The 24,507-nt window shown below is 39.6% G+C and carries 22 protein-coding genes; 13 read left to right on the top strand and 9 right to left on the bottom strand.

The genetic code is table 11. From position 1 onward, the window contains the following. Window positions 1-22 precede the first annotated feature (22 nt). Window positions 23-616 carry a Crp/Fnr family transcriptional regulator gene (locus C1721_RS00505; RefSeq protein WP_102406155.1) on the bottom strand — a complete coding sequence of 198 codons (594 nt, stop codon included), beginning with the start codon at window positions 614-616 and terminating at the stop codon, window positions 23-25. A 4-nt stretch (window positions 617-620) separates the two neighbouring features. Continuing rightward, window positions 621-1,526, bottom strand: a complete 906-nt coding sequence (locus tag C1721_RS00510) for a hypothetical protein (RefSeq protein WP_102406157.1) — start codon at window positions 1,524-1,526, stop codon at window positions 621-623. A 335-nt stretch (window positions 1,527-1,861) separates the two neighbouring features. Here C1721_RS00510 and prmA point away from each other — a divergent pair, with 335 nt between their 5' ends. From prmA to C1721_RS00550, 8 genes are all read left to right on the top strand, one after another. Beyond that, window positions 1,862-2,710, top strand: a complete 849-nt coding sequence (gene prmA, locus C1721_RS00515) for a 50S ribosomal protein L11 methyltransferase (protein WP_102406159.1) — start codon at window positions 1,862-1,864, stop codon at window positions 2,708-2,710. A gap of 91 nt (window positions 2,711-2,801) precedes the next feature. Next, window positions 2,802-3,032, top strand: a complete 231-nt coding sequence (locus C1721_RS00520; RefSeq protein ID WP_102406161.1) for a YtxH domain-containing protein — start codon at window positions 2,802-2,804, stop codon at window positions 3,030-3,032. 8 nt (window positions 3,033-3,040) lie between these two features. Beyond that, window positions 3,041-3,448 carry a phage holin family protein gene (locus C1721_RS00525; RefSeq protein ID WP_102406163.1) on the top strand — a complete coding sequence of 136 codons (408 nt, stop codon included), beginning with the start codon at window positions 3,041-3,043 and terminating at the stop codon, window positions 3,446-3,448. Then, window positions 3,408-3,785, top strand: a complete 378-nt coding sequence (locus C1721_RS00530; RefSeq protein WP_102409169.1) for a hypothetical protein — start codon at window positions 3,408-3,410, stop codon at window positions 3,783-3,785. The genes C1721_RS00525 and C1721_RS00530 overlap by 41 nt, the downstream gene beginning before the upstream one ends. A gap of 239 nt (window positions 3,786-4,024) precedes the next feature. Beyond that, complete coding sequence (gene gap, locus C1721_RS00535; protein WP_102406166.1) at window positions 4,025-5,026, top strand: type I glyceraldehyde-3-phosphate dehydrogenase; 1,002 nt, start codon at window positions 4,025-4,027, stop codon at window positions 5,024-5,026. An 80-nt stretch (window positions 5,027-5,106) separates the two neighbouring features. Beyond that, window positions 5,107-6,027 (top strand): tRNA (adenosine(37)-N6)-dimethylallyltransferase MiaA, encoded by a 921-nt coding sequence (gene miaA, locus C1721_RS00540; RefSeq protein ID WP_102406168.1) that lies wholly within the window; start codon window positions 5,107-5,109, stop codon window positions 6,025-6,027. A 4-nt stretch (window positions 6,028-6,031) separates the two neighbouring features. Then, on the top strand, window positions 6,032-6,835 hold the full coding sequence (kdsA, locus tag C1721_RS00545; RefSeq protein ID WP_102406170.1) for a 3-deoxy-8-phosphooctulonate synthase: 804 nt from the start codon (window positions 6,032-6,034) through the stop codon (window positions 6,833-6,835). A 15-nt stretch (window positions 6,836-6,850) separates the two neighbouring features. Next, window positions 6,851-7,531, top strand: a complete 681-nt coding sequence (locus C1721_RS00550; RefSeq protein WP_102406172.1) for a porin family protein — start codon at window positions 6,851-6,853, stop codon at window positions 7,529-7,531. 64 nt (window positions 7,532-7,595) lie between these two features. Here C1721_RS00550 and C1721_RS00555 read toward each other — a convergent pair whose 3' ends face one another. Then, window positions 7,596-8,234 (bottom strand): Crp/Fnr family transcriptional regulator, encoded by a 639-nt coding sequence (locus C1721_RS00555; protein WP_416277236.1) that lies wholly within the window; start codon window positions 8,232-8,234, stop codon window positions 7,596-7,598. Between the two features lie 251 nt (window positions 8,235-8,485). Here C1721_RS00555 and C1721_RS00560 point away from each other — a divergent pair, with 251 nt between their 5' ends. Next, on the top strand, window positions 8,486-10,636 hold the full coding sequence (locus tag C1721_RS00560) for a DUF5686 family protein (RefSeq protein WP_420872726.1): 2,151 nt from the start codon (window positions 8,486-8,488) through the stop codon (window positions 10,634-10,636). On the opposite strand, the gene C1721_RS00565 is transcribed toward C1721_RS00560, so the two are convergent. The 6 genes from C1721_RS00565 to C1721_RS00590 all read right to left on the bottom strand — a co-directional run bounded on the left by C1721_RS00565 (window position 10,630) and on the right by C1721_RS00590 (window position 17,802). After that, on the bottom strand, window positions 10,630-11,499 hold the full coding sequence (locus C1721_RS00565) for an N-acetylmuramoyl-L-alanine amidase-like domain-containing protein (protein WP_102409170.1): 870 nt from the start codon (window positions 11,497-11,499) through the stop codon (window positions 10,630-10,632). The genes C1721_RS00560 and C1721_RS00565 overlap by 7 nt on opposite strands. Window positions 11,500-11,506: 7 nt before the next feature. Beyond that, the gene (uvrB, locus tag C1721_RS00570; RefSeq protein WP_102406178.1) at window positions 11,507-13,525 is read right to left on the bottom strand and encodes an excinuclease ABC subunit UvrB; all 2,019 of its coding nucleotides are present in this window, start codon (window positions 13,523-13,525) and stop codon (window positions 11,507-11,509) included. Then, on the bottom strand, window positions 13,522-13,728 hold the full coding sequence (locus C1721_RS00575) for a PspC domain-containing protein (RefSeq protein WP_102406180.1): 207 nt from the start codon (window positions 13,726-13,728) through the stop codon (window positions 13,522-13,524). Before C1721_RS00575 ends, uvrB begins: the two co-directional genes overlap by 4 nt. Before the next feature lie 83 nt (window positions 13,729-13,811). Continuing rightward, window positions 13,812-16,442: a DUF5916 domain-containing protein gene (locus tag C1721_RS00580; protein WP_102406182.1), complete on the bottom strand. Its 2,631-nt coding sequence runs from the start codon at window positions 16,440-16,442 to the stop codon at window positions 13,812-13,814. Window positions 16,443-16,616: 174 nt separating this feature from the next. Next, entirely contained in the window at window positions 16,617-16,988 is a 372-nt protein-coding gene (locus C1721_RS00585) for an RNA polymerase sigma factor (protein ID WP_102406184.1), read from the bottom strand. A 79-nt stretch (window positions 16,989-17,067) separates the two neighbouring features. After that, on the bottom strand, window positions 17,068-17,802 hold the full coding sequence (locus tag C1721_RS00590) for a copper homeostasis protein CutC (RefSeq protein ID WP_102406186.1): 735 nt from the start codon (window positions 17,800-17,802) through the stop codon (window positions 17,068-17,070). Window positions 17,803-18,158: 356 nt separating this feature from the next. On the opposite strand from C1721_RS00590, the gene C1721_RS00595 reads away from it, so the two are divergent. The 4 genes from C1721_RS00595 (at window position 18,159) to thrC (ending at window position 24,457) form a co-directional block, all read left to right on the top strand. Further along, window positions 18,159-19,100, top strand: a complete 942-nt coding sequence (locus tag C1721_RS00595; protein ID WP_102406188.1) for a DMT family transporter — start codon at window positions 18,159-18,161, stop codon at window positions 19,098-19,100. 374 nt (window positions 19,101-19,474) lie between these two features. After that, complete coding sequence (thrA, locus tag C1721_RS00600; RefSeq protein WP_102406190.1) at window positions 19,475-21,913, top strand: bifunctional aspartate kinase/homoserine dehydrogenase I; 2,439 nt, start codon at window positions 19,475-19,477, stop codon at window positions 21,911-21,913. A gap of 15 nt (window positions 21,914-21,928) precedes the next feature. Then, window positions 21,929-23,137, top strand: coding sequence for a cofactor-independent phosphoglycerate mutase (locus tag C1721_RS00605; RefSeq protein ID WP_102406192.1), 1,209 nt, complete (start codon window positions 21,929-21,931; stop codon window positions 23,135-23,137). Between the two features lie 6 nt (window positions 23,138-23,143). After that, on the top strand, window positions 23,144-24,457 hold the full coding sequence (thrC, locus tag C1721_RS00610) for a threonine synthase (RefSeq protein WP_102406194.1): 1,314 nt from the start codon (window positions 23,144-23,146) through the stop codon (window positions 24,455-24,457). The last annotated feature ends 50 nt before the right edge of the window (window positions 24,458-24,507 follow it).

Here is a 24,507-nt window from a genome sequence, read left to right on the forward strand (position 1 = left end):
TTAAATATAATGTTGAACTAATTCAATTAAAGATACGTTTTTTCAATTTACAGTACCACGAATTACTAACGCCCATATATTGTGCAATATATTTATCAGGCACACGCTTTATAAGCCAAGCATAATGATTGTAAAGATATTTAAGGAATTCCTCAGCCGTACACGATTGCCTCACGGCAAACAAAGAATACAGCTTAGAAATAATAGTAAGCATTACATTCTGATAATATGAAGCAAACAGAGGGTAACGTAGGGAAAGCTCTTCGATATGTGCCCTCGAAAAGCAAAGAAGTTCTCCATCTTCCACCGCCTTTATCTCAAAGTCGGATGGAGCCTTCGTAAAATAACCGATAGCCGAAAGGAAAGGGTACTGACTCTCTGATGCAAAACCGGTAACAGTCTCGTTACCTTTCTCACTTATATATAAATTAATGAATAGTCCTTTGTTAATAAAATAGGCATCTTGACATAATTCCCCGGAACGAAGAAGATAGTCACCTTTCTTCACAGTAATTACCTTCGCATGGCTTTCCAACTCTCCCACAAAAGCACTATCCCTGGCAAGAGCTTCGGGGATATCAACAAGGAGTCTCGCAAAAGGGGTGTCGGTTTCCATGAGATTAATCGTTCAGTTCAAATGTTTTACGTCCGATTAAATTTCCGTCAGTAAAAATATCCGCGCGATAAGTTCCCGGAGACAAAAATTCTTCAATATCCCAATACATAGTAACCGCGACTTCTTCTCCCTCATATTCGATTAGCTTTTTCATAGAATAATTGATTTCTTTATCTTCAAAGGTGAAGAGGTTAGCACGGCTCTTTACCAAAATATCATCATCCGGTTTCATAATACGAACATAAATCATCTTTTCTCCTACCGGAGCAGTAATATTTTTCGCAATCTTAAAATTGACAACAAATTGTTGCATTTTCTTAATGCGTTTTGCCAATTTACCACGTGAATTTACAGGAGTCACACTAATATCAGTAGCATCCAAACGGCTTGCCAAAGTAACACGTTCAGTCAATTTTTCTTTTTCTTTCTTCAAATTAGCAGCGGTAGTAGTAGCCTGTTGATATTTTCTTACAACCTGCTTATTTTCCTCCTTCAATTGTGTATTTTCTTTATTCAGGGAGTCAATCTGCACAACATAATTACGCATAATCTTACGCAATGTTGCCAATTCTTTCTTTAAACGTGATATTTCCTTAGCATTAGTAGCCTTTACAGTACGTAGTTCTTCCAACAAACGTTGTACTTTAGCTTGTTCTGTAGACAACAAAGCAACCAATGAATCATTATTAACACTGAATTTATAACCTTCATAGGCCATAGAGAGTTCATTATATTCATCTTCAAGAGATTCTTTCTCAAGATCAAATGTCTCTACTAAGCCCACCATTTGCTGCTTCTGATGATATATATAGTATCCAGAGCCTGCAATAATGAGTACTAACACAATGACTGCTACAATAAGTAACGAAAGTTTATTTATCTCTTTTGTTTCTTTTTTTTCTGTATCCATACACACTTGTCTAAATGAACGTGCAAATTTAGCACTTAATAAGATGCATATAAATGAGGAGCGCTTGTTTTATACATTTTTAATGATCTATTTACACTCTATTATTATTTGTATGAATATCTAATTGAAATATTCTGTAGTAAAACGGAATCGCAACTTCATTTTTATCCTAAAAGTTTCATCGGGATGAAACTTTTGTTCCTTCGAGGTGAAACTTTTGTTTCATCGGGATGGAACAAAATTGTTTTTTAGAGTAAAAGACACATTCATCTATTCCAAATCAAAGATTTTATGTATGTTTGTAACTATAACGTTTTATACAAAAAAACAAAGAAATGAATTATTACGAACTAAGCTTTACATATACTTCGCAGGTAGAAACATCAATTATAAATGATGTATTGGCTGCTGAATTGGGAGAAATAGGTTTTGAAAGTTTTGTGGAAAGTAAAAACGGGCTACTTGGTTATATTCCCGATACATTATATAATATAAATGATTTAGCAGATAAACTTAGTAATTTCCCGTTGGACAATGTCACAATTCGCTACACTGAAAAGTTAGTAAAAAGCAAGAATTGGAATGAAGAATGGGAAAAGAACTATTTCAATCCTATTCGTATAGGGAATGAATGTATTATAAGGGCGTCCTTTCATAAGTCTGAGCCGGGCTATACATATAATATTATAATAGATCCCAAAATGGCATTCGGTACCGGCAACCATGAAACAACTTACCTGATGATAAGTGAAATGCTCAAACTGGATTTGAAAGATAAGGAACTGCTCGATATGGGATGCGGAACGGCCGTGCTGGCAATTCTGGCACAGAAGAGAGGTGCTAAACGTATAGTAGGGATAGACATTGATGAATGGGCTTACAACAACGCCCTTGAAAATATCCGATTAAATAATGCGGACGATATACAAATAGCGCTCGGAGGTGCCGAACAGATCCCTTTATATGGTATGTTTGATATCATTTTCGCCAATATAAACCGTAATATTTTACTTAATGATATAAAGCATTATACGCAATGCATGAAATCAGGAAGCTATCTGTACATGAGCGGATTTTATAAGGAAGACATTCCAATCATAGAAACCGAATGTAAGAAGAACAAACTCACTTTCCTTTCATATACAGAGAAAAACAATTGGGTAGCTGTAAAGGTCAAAAAGTAGAAACATTATTTAACAAGAAAAGTTAACACGCAAATAAACATAAATTCAAACAAAAGCGTTATCTTAGTAGAAACTTTAAAAAGAAAGAGTTATGAAAAACGTAGATTCTAAATTATTGCTAGGCCTCGTAGTAGGCGCTGCAGTAGGTGCTGCTGTTGGTTATCTGGCAGCTTCAGATAAGAGAGAACAACTATTGGAAGATTTAAAAGAAGTTGCAGGTAAAGTAAAAGAAGGTTTTAACACAGCTCTTGCCAAAGCAAAAGAAAGTGGATGTGATGCTTTAAAAGCTGTAAAAGAAAAGACAGCCGAAAGCGCTGAATAATAATTATTATGGAGAAAGACTCAGAAAAAATCTTCAATAAGCTGAAAGATGATATTTCAGCCTATGTGGAGTTAAAACTTGAGCTCCTGAAATTAAGCACATATGAAAGAACAGGAAAAGTAATTGCTGTCCTTTCATATGGCTTGGTATTGTTGTTTCTCGCCTTTTTTGCCATTTTATTTATTTTCCTTGCATTGGGATTTTTTCTGGGCGATTTATTCGGATCATCAGGTCTAGGCTTTGCAGGGGTAGCTATTTTATACCTGCTAATGATTGGCGTTATTATGATGAATAAAAACAGAATAAGTGATTTAGTTCTGAACGAAGTAATTGCAGCAATGACGTCGAATGACAATAAAAATAATGACACAGACAATGAAGAAGATACAGACGCCACTGGAGAAACTGATTTCTGATAAAGAACGCATTCAAAAACAATGCAGAATACAGGAACAAAAGCTGAATGGCGATTTTTCTTATATTCAAGAGAATGCCGGCAGTTTATTGCTTTCCGGTATTTCTTATTTATTATTTCCGGGAAGCAAATCGACAACAAAATCAAACACAACAACAAATACAAACACAGAAGTAGCCAGGCAAACAGGGCTATCTCTAGGACTTTCAGATTACTTATCCATAGGAAAAAACATGTTACCTCTTCTTTGGGATATAGCTCAACCTTTTATTATGACCTGGGGAATAAAAAAGGCAAAAAATATAATCTCAAATATCTTTACGAAGAAAAAGAAATAAGTCCAACAATTAATTTATGTTAGAAAGCATGTTTTTTCTAACATTTATAAGGCTCAATACAAAAAACATAGTTAAATTTGCAATCGTTAAAGACAACGACAAGATGAAACACATTATTACTCTGGCGATAAGTATTATTTTCATGTTTATAACATTGGTTTCTTGTGCAACACCTTGTGGATGTTAAACTGAATTAGAACAAATAGTATTTTTAATAAACCCATAAAAGTTTTATTACAATGATTAAAGTAGGTATTAACGGTTTCGGCCGTATCGGACGTATGGTGTTCCGTGCTGCAGTGAAGAACTTCGGCAAAGACATTCAAATTGTAGGTATCAATGACTTGTTGGATGCTGAGTATTTGGCATACATGCTGAAATATGATTCAGTACACGGTCGTTTCGACGGTGAAGTTGCAGTAGAAGGCAATAATTTGGTAGTAAACGGTAACAAAATCCGTCTGACTGCAGAAATGGATCCTGCTAACTTGAAATGGAATGAAGTTGGTGCTGAAGTTGTAGTTGAATCTACTGGTTTCTTCTTGACAGACGAAACAGCTCGCAAACATATCCAAGCTGGTGCAAAAAAAGTAATCATGTCTGCTCCTTCTAAAGACGCTACTCCTATGTTCGTTTATGGTGTTAACCACAAATCTTACGCAGGTCAAGACATTATCTCTAATGCTTCTTGTACTACTAACTGTTTAGCTCCTATCGCTAAAGTATTGAACGACAAGTTCGGTATCGTTAAAGGTTTGATGACTACAGTTCACGCTGCTACAGCTACTCAGAAGACTGTTGACGGTCCTTCTAAGAAAGACTGGAGAGGTGGCCGTGGTATCCTTGAAAATATCATCCCTTCTTCTACTGGTGCTGCTAAGGCTGTAGGTAAAGTATTACCTGTATTGAACGGTAAATTGACTGGTATGGCATTCCGCGTTCCGACTTCTGACGTTTCTGTTGTTGACTTGACAGTTGTTTTGGAAAAGAACGCTACAATGGAAGACATCTGCAAAGCTATGAAAGAAGCTTCTCAGGGTGAATTGAAAGGTGTACTGGGCTATACTGAAGATGCAGTTGTTTCAACTGACTTCCGTGGATGTTCAAACACTTCTATCTTCGATGCTAAGGCTGGTATCTCTTTGGATGCTAACTTTGCGAAGATCGTTTCTTGGTATGACAACGAATGGGGTTATTCAAACAAAGTTTGTGAAATGGCTCGCGTTATCGCTGCTAAGTAATTTATTACAATATAATAAGAAAGCCGCCCTTGAATAAGGGCGGCTTTTTTTGTATACAAATTCTTCGTACTTTTGTATATATGAATAATTATGAACTTATCACCATACTAGGGCCGACAGCCTCTGGCAAGACTGCTTTCGCCGCCGCATTAGCCTCACAACTGGATACGGAAATAATCAGTGCAGACTCCAGGCAAGTATATCGCTCTATGGATATTGGTACAGGCAAAGACCTCGCCGACTATATTGTAGACGGTAAAACCATCCCCTGTCATCTTATAGATATATGCGATCCGGGATATAAATATAATGTATTCGAATACCAGCACGATTTCTACCAAGCTTACCAAAGCCTAAAAGAAAAAGGAAAACTTCCTATATTATGTGGAGGGACAGGTATGTACATCGAAGCAGTATTAAAAGGTTATAAATTATTAGATGTTCCTCAGAATCCGAAATTAAGAGAATCCCTAAAAGATAAATCATTACAAGAACTGGAACAAATACTTGCCTCCTACAAAATATTACACAACAAAACAGATGTAGATACAGCACAACGGGCAATACGAGCTATAGAAATAGAGGAATATTATAAAAACGAAGCTCCCGATGCGAATGAATATGATCCTATCAAAAGCCTGATTATAGGAATAGACATAGACAGGGAACTCCGTCGTAATAAAATATCAAAACGGCTACGGGTACGATTGGACGAAGGTATGGTAGACGAAGTCCGCAACATCATTTCATCCGGCGTGAAACCTCAAGACCTTATCTATTATGGGCTGGAATATAAATTCCTTACATTATATATTATAGGGGAATTATCTTACGAGGATATGATCTCACAATTAGAAATAGCTATCCATCAATTTGCAAAACGGCAAATGACCTGGTTCAGAGGTATGGAACGGCGGGGATGCACAATCCATTGGATCGACTCGACGCTTCCCACCAAAGAGAAAATAGAGATTACAAAAAAATTACTTCAAAACACTTAATAATATGATAACAATAGAAGAAATAAATAAAAGCGAAAATTTTTTCCTGATGGCCGGTCCTTGTGTAATCGAGGGGGAAGACATGGCTTTACGCATAGCCGAAAAAATAGTCGGTATAACAGAGAAACTCAATATTCCATACATATTCAAAGGTTCTTATCGCAAGGCTAATCGCTCCCGTTTGGATTCATTTACAGGTATTGGAGATGAAAAAGCACTGAAGATATTACGAAAAGTAAATGAAACATTTAATATTCCTACTGTAACAGACATTCACGAAACACATGAAGCAGCAATGGCTGCAGAATATGTTGATGTTTTACAGATACCGGCATTTTTATGCCGGCAAACCGATTTATTAATAGCTGCAGCTAAAACAGAAAAAATCGTCAATATCAAAAAAGGCCAATTCCTATCTCCCGATGCCATGCAATTTGCAGCACAAAAAGTGGTTGATGCGGGAAACAAAAATGTAATGCTTACCGAACGTGGTACAACATTTGGTTATACAGACCTGGTAGTTGATTATCGAGGTATTCCACAAATGCAGAAATTCGGGTTTCCTGTAATTATGGACGTTACTCATTCTTTACAGCAACCCAATCAAACCTCCGGTGTGACAGGTGGTTTGCCTGCTCTCATTGAAACAATAGCAAAAGCGGCCATTGCTGTCGGTGCAGACGGGTTATTTATCGAAACTCATCCAGAACCGGGAAAAGCAAAATCGGACGGAGCAAATATGTTGCAGCTAGATTTATTAGAAGGATTACTTATAAAACTGACTCGTATTCGCGAAGCAATAAAATAATATAAAGTATAGAAGATGAAAAAAATAGCATTAACACTTAGTTTTATTCTATTCGTATTTGTAGCAAATGCTCAATCACCCGTCTCATTCCAGGCAAAAGCTGGCGTTGGAGTTTCAAGTTTATGGGGGAAAAACGCAGATAGCAACGCAAAATTTGCATATAAGCTTGGAGTTAGTATGGAATATACATTTAACAACACATGGGCTTTACAAACAGCATTGAACTTTGCGTCTAAAGGTGGCGAGGATAAAGAAGACCAGATCGGAACGGTAACAATGAATGAGCTTTACCTTGAACTACCTATTTTAGCAGCTGCCCGTTTTAATATTGGAACAAACACTAAATTAATAATTAATGCAGGTCCATATATAGCATGCGGAGTAGGTGGAAAAACGAAACTTGATCTAATTGAAAAAAACATTCCAACTTCCACCGGATACATAACGATAGGTGGTAAATTTGATGTAGATACTTTTGGTAAAATCAGTGACGGAAATTTAGGTTGCAACCGTTTTGATGCAGGTGCTTGTCTGGGAATAGGAATTGAATATCAAAAATTTGTCTTTGCTTTAGACAATCAACTCGGACTGGTCAACATAGGTGGTGATTTGGGAGACATAGCAAAATATTTAGGAGATGAAAGTTTCTCCCCGAAAAACATATCATCTGTTCTGACTATAGGATACAAATTCTAAAAACAAATGACAGCCGATAGATACATAAACATATATAACTATCGGCTGTCATTTGCTAATTGTTTTATCCCATTTTGCTGATTTTTTTCAACTTGTCTTCATCAATAAGTTTTATTTTTCTACCGTCCAGAGCTATAATACGTTCCGAGACAAAAGTCGATAAAGTGCGGATTGCATTAGAAGTTGTCATATTAGACAGATTTGCTAAATCTTCACGGGCAAGATATATACTCAATGTCGCACCATCTTCTTCCAAGCCATAACTATCTTTCAGGAATAACAAAGATTCTGCTAAACGACCACGAATATGTTTCTGAGTCAGGTTAACTGTACGTTCGTCTGCTACACCCAAATCTATAGAAAGTTGACGAATAAAAAACATTGCCAAGTTAGGATTACTCATCAAAAGATCAGTGACTACCGCCATAGGAATCAGGCAAACCGTAGATGCTTCAAAAGCGGAAGCATTTGTCAAGTAATTTTCCTGAGCAAAATTCGCACGGTAACCAAAATACTGAACAGGCTTAATCATACGAATGATCTGGCTTCGACCTCCAACACCTTCTTTAAAAATTTTCACTTTGCCTTTCAGTAAGCACATCATGTCCCTAGGTTCGTCTCCTTCACAATAAATTAATTCATTTCGTTTAAAGTATTGAATAGACGAATTATTACGAAGAATTTCCCGCTCTTTATCGGTCAAAACCCTCCATACTTCTGATAAACTAGCCGATATATCGACCTCTTCTTTTTGCTGCTTAACCACGACTGCTATATAACATACTTATGAAGCACAAATATACTGATTTTCTTTTGAATCAATAAAACATTTTGTATGATTAATTACATGCAATTGTAACATTTCATGTTCTTTCACCTATAATTTGAAATTTATTCATTACGTTTGTATAGAAAGATAGAGATTCGTTGAGAAGAATAGTTACAATACTCGCCCTGATTTTAATAACTGTAAGTGTAATTGCAAACTCAAAAAACACTTATAGTAACAAGACATTGCTTTCTCATAACCTTCCGGCTAAAAATGTAGAAGCAGACTCTATTATGAGAATCGTAATTAGCAGTGCTGCCGGCTACGAAGACGCAGTTTCTAAATATGATGCCGAAATTTATATTAAAGGACATACGGAAATACTCAAACATAATTTTTTAATTCGTTTTGCCAATCATCTGTTTCCTGTAGACCGTAAAAACAAAGATATAGTTTTCGAGATGGTTAGTCAGTCTAAGTTTAACGCCCCCAATACATACCTGCATAATTTTAAAGCAGTAAACGGAAACAGCATTCCCAACAGCAGCAAACAACAGGAGGTTTTAAATTATCTGAACCTCAATGTCTATTCTCCCACAGCCTATAATGAAGGCATATTAATGCCTGTCGCAAGCAATGCTTTCAGCTTGTACAATTTCACATTGGAAGGCATACAGGATACAGCCGGACTAAAAATATATAAAATCCGTTTTATGCCGAAGATATGGAGTCAGAAGCTGGTTTGTGGAGATTTATATATCATAGACAAAAGCTGGATAATAGACAAAATAGATATGAATGGCCGGCTGTCTTTTGCTGAATTCAATTTAGTAATGACATTCAGCCGAGACTTCCGCCGGTTTATTCTTCCGGAAAAGGCTGATTTATTTTTAAGGTATCATGTATTGGGTAACGCAATCGTCAGCACCTACCATTCCACGTTTAAATACAACGAAGTCGAATGGGTTGAGGAAGATAATGAAAAAGGGAAAGGAAAATCACTGGACCTAACCAGCTATTATCGTTTATCATCGGACACGGTTCCAATAATACAGGATTCGGCATATTGGAATAAAATACGGGATATTCCCTTAACTGCAGAAGAACAAAAAATATTATATACACCACTTGAGACAAGCGAAGGCAAAACGGATACAACAAACATGACAAAATACATAGAGTTAACGGAACAGTTAACAAACACGGTAAACCTGGATTACCGTACCACCCGTATAAAGTATTCCGGCTTATTAAATCCTTTTCAATTGGGATATTCCGCCAGGAACGGGATATCCTACAAACAGAAGCTTCGCCTTAGTAAGACATTTAAAGACGACCGGCAATTGCGTTTCCGGCCGGAAATAGGTTTTGTATCCAAACGGAAAGAAATATTTTTTAAAGTTGCAGGAGACTGGGAATATAAACCTGAAAAGATGGGAGTACTCAGTCTTACTATCGCAAATGGTAACCAGGGATATTCTTCCGAGATTACCCAGAAGATCAATAAAGAATTAAAAGATTCCATTTTCGACTTTGACGATCTGAATCTCAAATACTTCAAACATTATTACGTTGATTTACGTAATAGCTTCGAGTTGTTCAACGGATTCCAGTTAATGACCGGTATTTCCTACCACCGCCGTATCCCTGTTAAAAGCAAAACGAACATAGAAGCAGGAGATGATGTAAACGAACTGCTTAGTGAGAACTTTCATGATTTCCTTACAAGTGTCGGTTTCACATATACACCACGACAATATTACAGAATGGACGGACACCGTAAAGAATATGTTCGTTCTTATTACCCGACCATATCTCTTGAAATAGCGCAAGCGATTCCGAATGTCGGGAAAAGTACCGGTAATTATGGACGTGTTGAAGCCGATATACACCAGAGTATATCGTTAGGCTTACTCCGCAAGCTCAATTATCACATAAGCGGAGGGTTTTACACAAGAGCTAAAAGTACTTATTTCGCGGATTTTGAATATTTCACAAGACACAATTTTCCGGATTCGTGGAATGATAAGATCGGAGGAGTATTTAATCTGTTAAAAAGCGAATGGTATAATGCTTCCGACAAATACGTTCAAGCCCATTTCATGTATCAAAGTCCGTTTATACTATTCCAGCTACTCGAAAATAAGGAAGCCTCCAAACATATCTTTTCCGAACGGTTCTATCTCAGCCAGCTATGGACTCCTATATTACCAAGTTACACGGAAGTAGGGTATGGGCTGGGTAACAATATTTTTAACATCGGGATCTTTTTAGGATTCGACAGATGGGAATATCAAAGTGTCGGCTTTAAATTTGCCTTTGAGTTATTTCAATGATGATCCGATAAACGAAGAACCATTATCCCGATATTCCCTTTTATCCGCTTAGTATAAGACTCCAAGGATTCTTCACTAACTATTACCTTTTTAGCTGTAGAAGAAGCATGGATAAAAGTCAGTTTACTCCCCACACGGCAAGCAATTCCTACATGAGAAATGTCCAATCCTTTAATATTGGTCACAAAACAAATTATATCCCCATTTTTAATTCCATCGACACAAACACCGATTTTATCCTCAGGCAAATAATAATAAGAACGTTTATTAATTTCTTTTTCCTTTTCAGCGATGATAGCGATACGTTCCGGAGAATCCTTCAATTGAGGATAGCTTCCGGGATGGGTTGACATAAAAGAGAGATTTATATCCAATGGCTCCCCTCCTATTTCCTTTGTAACATCTTTTATCCAGCCGGCCTGTTGATTCTCATAAATCCAATCCGTTGTATAATGAAGACGATCCGTATAATCTTCTATTTTCCCGTTTCTGTAACGGGCAGAACGTAAATAATAACAATATTCGGCGAACGTCGGTGATTCCGATTGCAAAGTACGTACGAATGCAGAAGTACTTTCCACCAATGTCATGCAATCCAATCCTCTAAAATTGACGACAAGAGCTTCAGGTATCTGTTCTAACGTTGCGGCAACATATGGAACACCTAAAAAGGAACGGGCTGTTTCTACCATCAAATCCCCTACAGGTAAAGACTTCTTTGGAATCATCCTTTCCAAGCAACGTTCAAAAATAGCCTTGTCTTCATTTGTACAGTAAATTGTATCTTTAGCAGAAACAGCAAAAACCTTTCCTACTAAAGAGACAGACAATAAAATAACCAGGCAATAATATCTAAACGTCATACGCATCTCATTTTGTCGCTAATAAATCCTGTAACTTAACCAATTCATCCCGGAACTGAGCCGCCTCAATAAAGTCCAGTTTCTTTGCAGCTTCCGTCATTTGCTTCTTTGTCCGTTCAATAGCCTTTTCCAACTGTTGACGATTCATATACTGAACAATCGGATCTGCAACCAAAGTCGATTCCGGTTCCACATAAGCATAAGGCTCTACTGCAGCCGGCTGCTTTTCGGCTACCAACGAAACACTATTTCTGATAACCTGTCTGGGAGTAATACCATGTTTCTCATTATATGCTAATTGCTTCTCACGACGGCGATTCGTTTCATCCATCGTCAACCGCATGCTGTCCGTTATTCTGTCCGCATAAAAAATCACTTTGCCATTCACATTACGGGCAGCACGTCCGGCCGTCTGTGTCAATGAACGATGAGAGCGTAAGAAACCTTCCTTATCAGCATCCAGGATAGCAACCAGCGAAACCTCCGGTAAATCCAATCCTTCACGCAATAAATTTACGCCAATCAACACATCAAACAAACCTTTACGAAGATCATCCATAATTTGAATACGTTCCAACGTATCTACATCACTATGAATATAATTACAACGTACACCCATGCGGGTCATATAGGTAGTCAGCTCCTCCGCCATACGTTTAGTAAGAGTTGTTACCAATACGCGTTCATCTTTTGCCGCGCGTTGTTCTATTTCTTCCATCAGATCATCTATCTGATTTAAGGTAGGACGTACCTCTATCACCGGGTCAAGCAAACCTGTCGGACGAATCACCTGATCAACAACAATTCCTTCGCTTTTCTCCAATTCATAATCGGCAGGCGTTGCACTCACGTAAATAGCCAATGGAGTAAGAGACTCAAATTCTTCAAATTTAAGCGGACGGTTATCTATGGCCGCCGGTAACCTAAAACCATATTCCACCAGATTCTTCTTCCGGGCATAATCGCCTCCATACATAGCACGTATCTGAGGTATAGTAACATGGCTTTCATCAATAACCAGCATAAAATCCTGAGGAAAATAATCCAACAAGCAAAACGGACGTTCGCCCTGAGCACGCCCGTCAAAATAACGAGAATAGTTTTCTATACCCGCGCAATGTCCTAATTCCCGTATCATTTCAAGATCAAACGTTACACGTTCATACAAACGTTTAGCTTCAAAAGGTTTGCCAATCTCTTTCAAGAAATTCACCTGCGTTCCCAAGTCCACATCTATCTGACCGATTGCCGCATTAATACGATCTTGTGTCGTAACAAATAAATTCGTCGGATAAATATTCAGTTCATCCTGTTCGTCTATTTCCTTCCCCGTTTGCGGATCAAATGAAGACATACGGTCTATCTCATCATCCCAAAACTCAATACGGTAAGCAACTCCGTCAAAAGTCTCGATAGCCGGAAAGATATCCACCGTATCGCCGTTTACCCGAAAGCAGCCACTATTAAAATCCAGCTTATTGTTTACATATAAAGCATCTACAAAACGCCTTAACAACACATCCCTGTCAATCTTCATACCCCGTTCCAGATGTGTTACTTTTTCCGCAAAGGCACGCGGATCGGCCATGCCATACAGGCAGGAAACCGAAGATACAACAATCACATCCTTCCTTCCGGACAAAAGAGAAGCGGTAGTACGTAAACGCAATTTATCAATCTCTTCATTGATTGCCAGATCTTTCTCAATATATGTATCTGTAGACGGGATATATGCTTCCGGCTGGTAATAATCATAATAAGACACAAAGTATTCTACCGCATTATTCGGGAAGAAAGCCTTAAACTCACTGTAAAGCTGAGCAGCCAACGTCTTATTATGGCTTAATATCAAGGTTGGTTTCTGTACCTCCTTAATCACATTGGCAATTGTAAACGTCTTACCTGAACCGGTTACTCCCAATAACGTTTGAAAAGGGACACCACTTTTGATACCTTCGGTAAGCGCGGCAATAGCCTCCGGTTGATCTCCGGTAGGACTAAAAGGCGACGATAATTCAAAATTCATTCTTTTGATTCCTTCTCTTTAGGCATAATCAACCAAAGTATAATGTAAGCTATAACTCCGGAAAAAACAGTAAATATACTTAGCACCACATAACCTACGCGAACCAAAGTAGGATCCCATCCAAAATAGTCAGCAATGCCACCACATACACCGGCGATCATTTTATCATTTGAACGAACAAGTCTTTTCTTTTCTTCTTCCATTATATATTCAGGTTTTATATTCCGTCAAGAAACATGCCGGAACAGATGTTCAGAACAAAAATAGTCAGAAAAAACAGATTACATCATATATTGAACCAATAATTTAATTTTATCATAAAGGTATTTGTAGACGGAAGTCCGAACATTCTGTCCAGATTAGAAGCCCAGCCTTTGATCTGCCGGTCGTTCCTGCCAGACATTTGATGTTCCCAAACAAAATAGAGAGTCGATCCCGGCAGATATTCCCATCGTGCCACCAGGTTGGAACGAAATTCATTAAAGCTAAAGTTTGGATTCTGGAATTCATATTCTTCCTTATTATACTTAAAAGAATAACGGTTATCCGCCAAGCTAAGAGTTGACGCAGGAATCGAATAAAAACGATTATCATATGAACCGGACTTTGTATCGGCCGCCAACTTGAAATCACTGAATTTAGCAGTAGAAGTAAACGGAGATCCATAGAATTGAATGGAAATATCAGGAGTTACGTTCACTTGCAGTTTCATTGTCAAACCATATGTCTTCTGGTCCATATGTCCAACCAGATAACGAGGAGAAGACGACTGCAGCGTATTTATATACTGCATATTATCCGTATTCCAGGTATAATTCAGCTCGCCGGATAAATAAACATGATTTCCCAAACGGAAAGAAAGGCTCGGCATCATCGTATTGAAACGGTTATATCCGTCCAGATTATGATTTCCCTCATACTTAAACATAAACATTACGCGTTTAGCTTTATCCGTATTAACTCTTAAAGATGTCAGAAAATACGGATCATAACGTACGTCCGGACCACCACGAAGTAAACGGCTATCCAAGTTATTCCAGCCAAACGTCTCCTTCAAATCCAACTCGTAACGTTTCATCGTCATACTCTGCCAACGCAAAGCCACAGCGTTATTAATGGCATCACCTCCATAGTTCCAGCGGTTCGTCTGTGTCAGAGTAAAAGCATTGTAACGAAAGTTTTTCCATATATCCGTCTGACGGAAAGCAATCTCCGATTCATTCATCAGATAATCGGTTTCCTTCATATACCCCATATCGTTCAGATCGAATCCGGGAGAAGACCAACCGAAGGTTTCAGAGAAAGCCCATTTCGCATTCCCTTTCCTTCCGGCTTTTATATATCCGCCTGTACCATTCAGAGACGTTTTATTCGGATCAACGCCCAAATAGTCTGCGGAAGATTTACGTTGATAATAATGTACGGCATTTTGCTGCAAAACAGTTATCGCCTCTTTTGTTCCGTTCAGGGAACTCATCATCCCCTTTACATCTATATAATACAAACGGTTATTAAAATATTGAGTAAAATCCACGCCTGCCGTAAAAGCATTTCGTACCAGAAAGTTTTCCAGATAAGGTTCGTTCAAATCACGGTTTACCGATGTGATCATTCCCCCCAACAAGGTATTCCCTTTCCAGTTCTTTTGTACGCGGGCTACCGTATAATTCGTCAGCGGTTCTACAATTTCTTTGCTTTCCGTCCCATTCCGGCTCACTTTAACAGATGAACGGGCAGTAACACTCTGTACCACGCCAATAGTAACCCCGCTCCGATTAGTTCCGGTTAATTTTAAAGCACCGATAATAGGAACATTATCTTTCGTTCCGGAAAAGCTATTTATGTTATCTATATTTTGCGGAGAATAAGAAGGGGCCGCACCGATACGACGTGTATAAAACATCATATCACTTCCGTTGGCAAAATCAAGAATATGTTTTCCTTCAAGGAAAAAAGGACGCTTTTCATCATAAAAGGTCTCATAGGCAGTCAGATTCATCACGGAAGGGTCCAGTTCCACCTGCCCGAAATCCGGATTAATAGTAAGGTCCAAAGTAAAATCAGATAAAGCGAACTTAGCATCCAAGCCAATATTTCCTCCCCAGCTGTGTCCCTTCTGATAAGGACTGCCCGGTATTTGCGGAGATTTACGGTATTTGCCCATCATATAAGGAAGGAATTCTATGCCGCGAGGCTTGGGCAAATCCGTCATACCGTGCATTTCCCCAAAAGAAAACACATGTCCGTTATTCTTCAACGGGATCATACTCCAGTTCTGTACTTCATTATTACGACGGATTATACGACGCACGTGCAATCCCCAGACACCATCGTCCGATTTCTGGTTATAGCGAAGCTGGCTAAAAGGGATACGTAACTCAGCCGTCCAGACAGAGTCTTTCGGATTGGCATACGTACGTCCTTCCCAAACGGCGTTCCAGCTAAGATTAACATTTAGCTTATCAGTAACTACCAAATCGGTTTTATTTCCTCCCAGATTAATATTGAATTCAGAAGCAGCCCTGTAATCATGGTAAGTGTCGAAAGCGACACTAATCAAATCTCCCTGGCTGTTATCATCCCGATTACCGATAAAACGGTTCATCTTTTCCGGAACAGCGTCATTACACATTACGCCTACATAAATATATTTATCATCATAAAATAGCTTTACCCGTGTAAGAGATGGAGATATAGCACGCTCATAAGGTATAATCTGTACAAAACGATCGGACCATTCTCCCTGTTTCATCCAAAAATCCTCATCAAGCCGTCCGTCCATGACAGGTTTACTGCCGGAAACTTTCATTATATTATAAACCCGTTTGTAGGCTTTGTCAAAAGGGACAATAGAATCTTGTTGCGCAAAACAAAATGAAGTAGTCAATAGAGTGATAAATAAATAAAGGTATTTCATGGTATGTTTATATTCCAATAGTATATTGCTTCAAAGGTACGGAATATATATGAAATACGCTACACTTATTACAAAGTAATGAATATCACTTAAATACAAAGACCTTGAGAGTGAAGCCATATTAGCGTCCCCCAAAGGTCTTTGCGGTACGGGAATGAGTAGATATCAATATTTTTATTCGGAAAATTTATTATTACCGCCTAAGACCTGTTCTAAAGCCCGGCGTGCAAAATAGATACGGTTCTTAACAGTTCCTACCGGAATATTCAACTGTTCGGCAATTTCTTCATATTTATAACCGCTGATAAACAAACTGAAAGGAATCTTTAATTCACTGCTGATACTTCGAAGCGCTTTAGAAACATCCTGCATAGAATAGCTTACTGCCGAAGAACTGAATACCGAATCGGAAGAAATATCTAAATCAATCCATTTTTGTTCTTGCTGATCGGCATATTTACTTATAATCTGTTGATAATCACTTATAAAAATATTACGCATTGCAACAATAATGCGACCATTTACAGCGTTTTCGTTATTCTCCATATTTTTTAGGTATTTAAAATGTAGCTCTACGTTCCAAACAACAAAAGACACTTTAAAAAAGTTTGAAGAAATTTCCTTTTTAACTCACAAACGACTCTACTTTCCTCCTGTCTGTTTCTACCGTTTCAAACTCGGAAGTAACCGCACTACTTCCCATTGGAACATTTTCATTACGATATTCCATCTTACTGTAAACAACGCTGCGGGCAGAAGTGTGAAACTCTTTCGCCCCGGTCTCCCGTTCTATCCGCGCAATATTATTCTCCCGCACACCGCAACCCGGCATAATAATAATACGGTCGCCGGCCCGCTTCACCAGCTCGGCAATCAAAGGAATACCTTTTACGGCATCCGGCTGTTGGCCGGAAGTAAGAATGCGGTCGCAACCCAACTCTATCAATTGTTCCAAAGCGGCAAAAGGATCACGACAAACATCAAAAGCACGATGACAAGTTACCGAAAGCGGCTTGGCTGCGTCTATTAACTTCCGCATTAAAGGGATATCAATATCGCCCTCTTTCGTCAAGCAGCCAAACACAACGCCATGCACTTGTAACTGTTTACATATCTCTATATCGGCCAACATGGATTGAACTTCGGCCGGAGTATATAGAAAATCACCACCACGAGGGCGGATAATCACATTTATATCTATTGTAGAAGTAATCTCCCGGGCTGTTTTTATTTCACCATAGCTCGGTGTGGTTCCACCTTCGGGGATACCCGCACACAACTCAACACGTTTAGCGCCACCCGCCTCAGCTTCTACACAACTCTGAGCAGAGTTAGCACATATTTCAATGATACGTTTCATAGTGTTCTGTTTATTTTTTAGTTTTCTGTTTTACAAAGATAACTATTTTATACCATTTGAATAGTGAATGAAACAAAACCCACGCTCTTTTTATCTTCAAACTCCGCACAATTTAACAACGAGTGCAGCTTATTTTATTCTTTTGACCTAGGTCGAAATTAATTTTGAGCCAGGGCAAAATTGATTTTGAGCCAGGTCGTAATTGATTTTGACCAGGCTCAAAAGAATAAAATGTCCGCATCTTGTTACTAATATGTCGGAAGGATAAAACTAATATATGGTATGGATTCCGATAATTTACAGGCATGATATAAATCAAAACACTATATTTGCAGCGTTAACATAGAAACACTGATATGCGCGGCAATGAGAAATTAAAAGGACATTTATTGATATTAGCGGCAAATGTATTATTCGCAATCAATATGCCCATATCCAAATTCCTGTTGCCTTCCCATCTGGAACCGGAAGCGCTCACCGTAATGCGTATGGCTTTTGCCTGTGTCATGTTCTGGATATGTTCCTTATTTGTTCCGGCCGAAAAAGTTCCGCTAAAGGATATGGGAACTCTTTTTATCTGTGCCCTATGCGGAGTAGGGTTTAATCAAGGATTATTCATCTGGGGATTGAATATAACATCGCCGGTAGACGCTTCCATTATAGCGACAGCTGTGCCTATATTCGTTATGATCCTGGCTGCATTCATACTGAAAGAACCTATTACAAGAATGAAAGCATTCGGCGTTTTATTAGGAATCATCGGAGCCGTATCTCTTATACTTCAATCGGCAAACAGCGCCAATCAGACAAGCAGCCTGGCCGGTAATTTACTGATTACCTTTAGCGGATTCATATATTCGGTGTATCTGGTACTGTCCAAACCGTTAACGATGAAATATTCGGCAATAACAATGATGAAGTGGATGTTTTTGTTTTCCACCTTAAGCGTATTGCCATTTACCTTCGGGCATATCGCAAGTTCACCCGCATTCCACCGTACCGTATTGGATTATCAGGAACTGGGAGCTATTTTCTTCGTGTTATTCGGAGCTACTTTTGTACCCTACTTATTGATACCTATGTCTTTAAAACGCATTCGCCCCACAACGGTAAGTATGTACAATTATGTCCAGCCTATTATAGCTTCATTTATCACGGTTTTGATAGGACAAGATACTTTCAGTATAACCAAACTACTCTCCGCCCTCTTTGTTTTTGTTGGTGTTTACCTTGTAACGCAAAGCAAAAGCCGGGAAGATATGGAAAAGGAAAAAGCGGCTAAAACAACTAAAAAGTAAGAAGACATTGCCTTTTTCTCACTTTTTAGTCACTTATTCAGATAAAATTGCTTGCATTTGAAAAATAATGCGTAATATTGCCCCATAATATAAAAAGAACACGATAAATCAATGAGTGCAGAATTTGCATACTATACATGGGCATTGATGACCCCTTGGGGGGTTAGAATCTATTCACTTCGTTCCAGATGAGAGTTGACGACGGACAATTGATTGTTTACCATGCCGTCCGGATCATACGTCAACCATCACATCACATTTTTCCTTTATCAAATAAATTTCTCAGTAATAACCATAGTTAGTCGTTTGCAACCGGCAGCTCTACTTATGTGGAAATTGCCAACTGTCAACTATCAACTATTAACTATAGTAAGATGAAAGTATTAAAATTCGGCGGAACATCCGTAGGTTCCGTAGATAGTATTTTAAATGTAAAGAAAATTGTTGAGGCTATAGACGAGCCGGTAATCGTAGTCGTATCCGCATTAGGCGGCATCACCGACAAATTGCTGAGTACGTCAGCTCTGGCAGCTAAAGGGGATGTTGCTTACGAACGCGAATTGTCTGAAATCATAGCCCGGCATTTAGACGTTGTAGAAGGTGTTATTGCAGACCCGGCATTACGTAATGAAGTGCAAAAGAAGGTAATGACTTTACTGGACGAGCTGGCTAATATCTATAAAGGCGTATACCTTATCAAAGATCTGTCTGCAAAAACCTGCGATACCATAGTAAGCTATGGCGAACGTTTGTCTTCCCAGATTGTAGCGAACGTCATTAACGACACCCAATTATTCGATTCTAGAAAATTCATTAAAACCGTTAAGCAATTCAACAAACATATTGTAGACTTTGAATTGACTAACCAATTAATAAAAGAAACATTCAACCCACTGCCGAAAGTATCTTTAGTACCCGGTTTCATATCTACCAGCAAAGAAGGTGAAGTAACCAATCTGGGACGCGGAGGATCGGATTATACCGCCTCCATACTTGCGACAGCCCTGGATGCGAACGTACTGGAAATCTGGACGGATGTAGATGGCTTCATGACGGCAGATCCACGCATAATAGGATCGGCCTATGTCATCGACCGGTTAAGTTTTACCGAAGCAATGGAATTATGTAACTTCGGGGCAAAAGTTATTTATCCGCCTACGATTTATCCGGTTTATCATAAGAACATTCCTATACGTATCCTGAATACATTCAACCCTACTGCTCCGGGAACTTATATCTCCAAAGAGAAAGTAAAGGATAGCAGCAAGGCCATCATTAAAGGTATATCTTCCATCAACGACACTTGCCTGATTACCGTACAAGGTTTGGGCATGGTAGGCGTTATAGGGGTAAACTACCGTATATTCAAGACGTTGGCAAAGAACGGCATCAGCGTGTTTATGGTATCGCAGGCAAGTTCTGAAAACAATACCACCTTTGCCGTACGAAACGCAGACGCAGACCTGGCTGTAAAAGTACTGGACGAGGAGTTTGCCTTGGAACGCGCGCAGGGAGATATGAGCGACACGGTAGCCGAAAAAGACCTGGCTACTGTAGCTATCGTTGGAGAAAACATGAAACGTACTCCGGGTATTGCCGGAAAGCTGTTCGGTACTTTAGGACGTGCGGGTATCAGTGTTATAGCTTGCGCACAGGGAGCTTCGGAAACGAACATATCCTTTGTCATCAAGTTGAAATATCTGCGTAAGGCTTTGAACTCCATTCACGATTCTTTTTTCCTGTCCGAATACAAGGTACTGAACCTTTTTATAGCAGGAGTAGGTACAGTAGGCGGTAACCTGCTGGAACAGATTCGTATCCAGCAACCGAAATTAATGGAACAAAACGGATTGAAATTAAATGTCGTAGCGATATCAAACTCCAGGCATGCGCTTTTCTGCCGTGAAGGATTGAATCTTGAGAACTGCATAGAAGAGCTGAAAGAGAAGGGCGAGCCAAGCGATCCGGAACATCTTCGGGACGAAATATTGAAGATGAATATCTTTAATTCCGTATTTGTAGACTGTACTGCCAGCCCTAAGATTGCCGCTTTATATGAGACATTGCTAAACAACAACATATCTGTTGTAGCGGCCAACAAGGAAGCCGCGTCTTCTTCATTCGACAATTATAACACGCTGAAAGAAACGGCTCGTCACAGAGGTGTCAAGTTTCTCTTTGAAACAAACGTCGGAGCGGGTTTGCCTATCATCAATACAATGAATGACTTGATAAACAGCGGAGACCATATTCTAAAGCTCGAAGCGGTTTTATCCGGCACATTAAATTATATCTTCAATACCATAAGCGCCGACATTCCTTTCAGCCGGGCAATCCGGATGGCAAAAGAAGCCGGTTACGCAGAACCTGATCCGCGTATTGACTTGAGCGGTAAAGACGTAATACGCAAACTGGTTATCTTAGCCCGCGAAGCCGGATACAAGGTAGAGCAATCGGATGTGAAGCGTCTTTTATTCATCCCCGAAAAGTACTTTAACGGTTCTTTAGATGATTTCTGGGAAAATATAAACGAAGTAGATGCCGGATTTGAAGCCAAACGTCAGCAATTGGAATCTGAGGATAAACGAATCCGTTTCGTTGCCAAAATGGAGCAGGGTGCTTGCGAAGTGGGACTGAAAGAAGTAGATGCGCACCACCCGTTCTACGAACTGGAAGGAAGCAATAACATAATCATGATCTCAACCGAAAGATATCATGAATACCCAATGATCATTAAAGGATATGGAGCGGGAGCGGATGTAACGGCAGCCGGAGTTTTTGCAGACATTATCTCCATAGCGAACATACGATAATAAAGAATTAAAAGAATGAAACATATTATCATCCTTGGAGATGGAATGGCAGATGAGCCTATCGAAGCATTGGGAGGTAAAACTCCGATGCAATACGCCCATACTCCTTATATGGATAAACTGGCGGAACTGGGAGTTACCGGGCGCTTGAAAACCGTAGCAGACGGTTTTCATCCGGGCAGCGAGGTTGCAAATATGGCCGTATTGGGATACGACTTGCCTAAAGTATATGAAGGTCGCGGCGTATTGGAAGCCGCCAGTATCGGCGTAACTCTTCAACCCGGAGAAATGGCGATGAGATGCAACCTTATCTGTATTGAAGGTGAGATACTGAAAAATCACTCATCCGGACATATCTCCACGGAAGAGGCGGACGAACTGATAAAGTACCTCAATGAGAAACTGGGGTCTGATCGCGTTAAATTCCATACAGGTGTTTCTTACCGTCACCTGCTGGTTATTAAGGGAGGCGATAAAAGGTTGGACTGTACGCCTCCTCATGATGTACCGCTACATCCTTTCAGACCTTTGTTAGTAAAGCCGGAAGTTCCGGAAGCCGAAGAAACGGCTGCACTGTTAAACGATCTCATTTTGAAATCTCAAGAGATATTGATGGAGCATCCGGTAAACAAAAAACGTATTGCCGAAGGGAAAGATCCGGCAAACAGTATCTGGCCCTGGTCGCCGGGATATCGTCCGGCCATGCAGACCATGAAAGAAATGTACGGCTTCAATCAAGGTGCTGTTATCTCCGCTGTAGACTTAATCAGAGGTATCGGCGTATATGCAGGATTGGAAGTCATCCATGTAGAAGGCGCTACCGGTTTATATGATACAAACTACGAAGGCAAGGCACAAGCGGCGCTCGACGCTTTAAAAACGAAAGATTTCGTCTACCTTCATATTGAAGCCAGTGACGAGGCCGGGCATGAAGGAGACGTTCAACTGAAAGTAAAAACAATAGAAAACCTGGATAACCGTGCCGTACGTATTATTTATGAGGAGCTGCAAAAGTGGAACGAGCCTGTAGGCATTGCCATATTACCGGATCATCCTACCCCTTGCGCTATCCGTACGCATACAAACAGTCCGGTTCCTTTCGTTATATATAAGCCCGGACAAACACCGGACAGTGTAACCCGGTTTGATGAATTTTCCGTTATGAACGGGAAATATGGCGTTCTGGAAAAAGACGAATTCATAAAAGAATTTCTAAAAGATTAAATTATTATGAAATATTACAGCACAAACAAACAAGCCCCTCTCGCAACGCTTGAGGATGCCGTTGTAAAAGGCTTAGCCGGCGACAAGGGCTTGTATATGCCCGAATCTATCCCTTCGCTTAGTGAAGGAACGATCAACGATATGAAAAACAGATCCTTCCATGAGATCGCATGTACCGTTGCACAAGCATTCTTCGGGGATGATATTGAACCGGAAACTTTACATGAAATCGTAAAAGACACTTTATCATTTGACACTCCGGTTGTTGAAGTAGATGACAATATTTACAGCCTCGAATTATTCCATGGTCCTACACTGGCATTCAAAGATGTAGGCGCCCGATTCATGGCCCGTTTGTTGGGTTACTTTATTAAGAAGGAAGGGCTGAAACAGGTTAATGTTCTGGTTGCCACTTCGGGAGATACGGGAAGCGCCGTTGCGAACGGATTTCTGGGTGTGCCGGGAATACATGTATATGTACTTTATCCCAAGGGAAAAGTCAGTCCTATCCAGGAATGTCAGTTCACTACATTAGGGCAGAATATTACTGCGCTCGAGATAGACGGAAACTTTGATGATTGCCAGGCGTTGGTTAAATCCGCTTTCATGAATACGGAGCTAAACAATCACATGAAGCTGACATCAGCCAATTCTATCAATGTAGCCCGTTTCCTTCCACAGTCATTCTATTATTTCAATGCCTACGCACAATTAGACAGAATGGGCAAAGCCGGTGAACTGGTAGTAAGCGTTCCGAGCGGTAATTTCGGGAACATTACAGCCGGACTATTCGCTCATCGAATGGGACTTCCTGTCAAACGATTCATTGCGGCCAACAACCGCAACGATGTTTTCCTTGATTATCTGGAAACCGGCAAATATACGCCACGTCCATCTATAGCCACCATTGCAAACGCGATGGATGTAGGTGATCCAAGTAACTTCGCTCGTATTCAGGATATGTTTGGTATTTATGGCGATCCGCATAAAGCGATTTGTGAACTTATCTCCGGATACCGTTTTACAGATGAAGAGATTGCTTTTACAATCAAACGTGTTTACAATGAATGCGGATACCTGCTAGACCCTCACGGCGCATGTGGTTACCAGGCATTAATACAGAACACTCTGGATAAAGAGGAAACCGGGTTATTCCTTGAAACGGCTCATCCTGCCAAATTCAAAGGGACAGTAGATAAAATTCTGGATACGGACATTGAAATTCCTGCCAAGCTAAAAGCTTTTATGCAAGGTAAAAAGCAAAGCGTAGAGTTAAGCAAAGACTTTGCCGACTTTAAGGCTTACTTGCTGGCACAATAACAGATTGCGGGGTAAGCCCGCAAGGACAGGAAGAGACAGGCAAAAAACAG

This window comes from Parabacteroides bouchesdurhonensis, from assembly GCF_900186615.1.
Taxonomy (GTDB): domain Bacteria; phylum Bacteroidota; class Bacteroidia; order Bacteroidales; family Tannerellaceae; genus Parabacteroides; species Parabacteroides bouchesdurhonensis.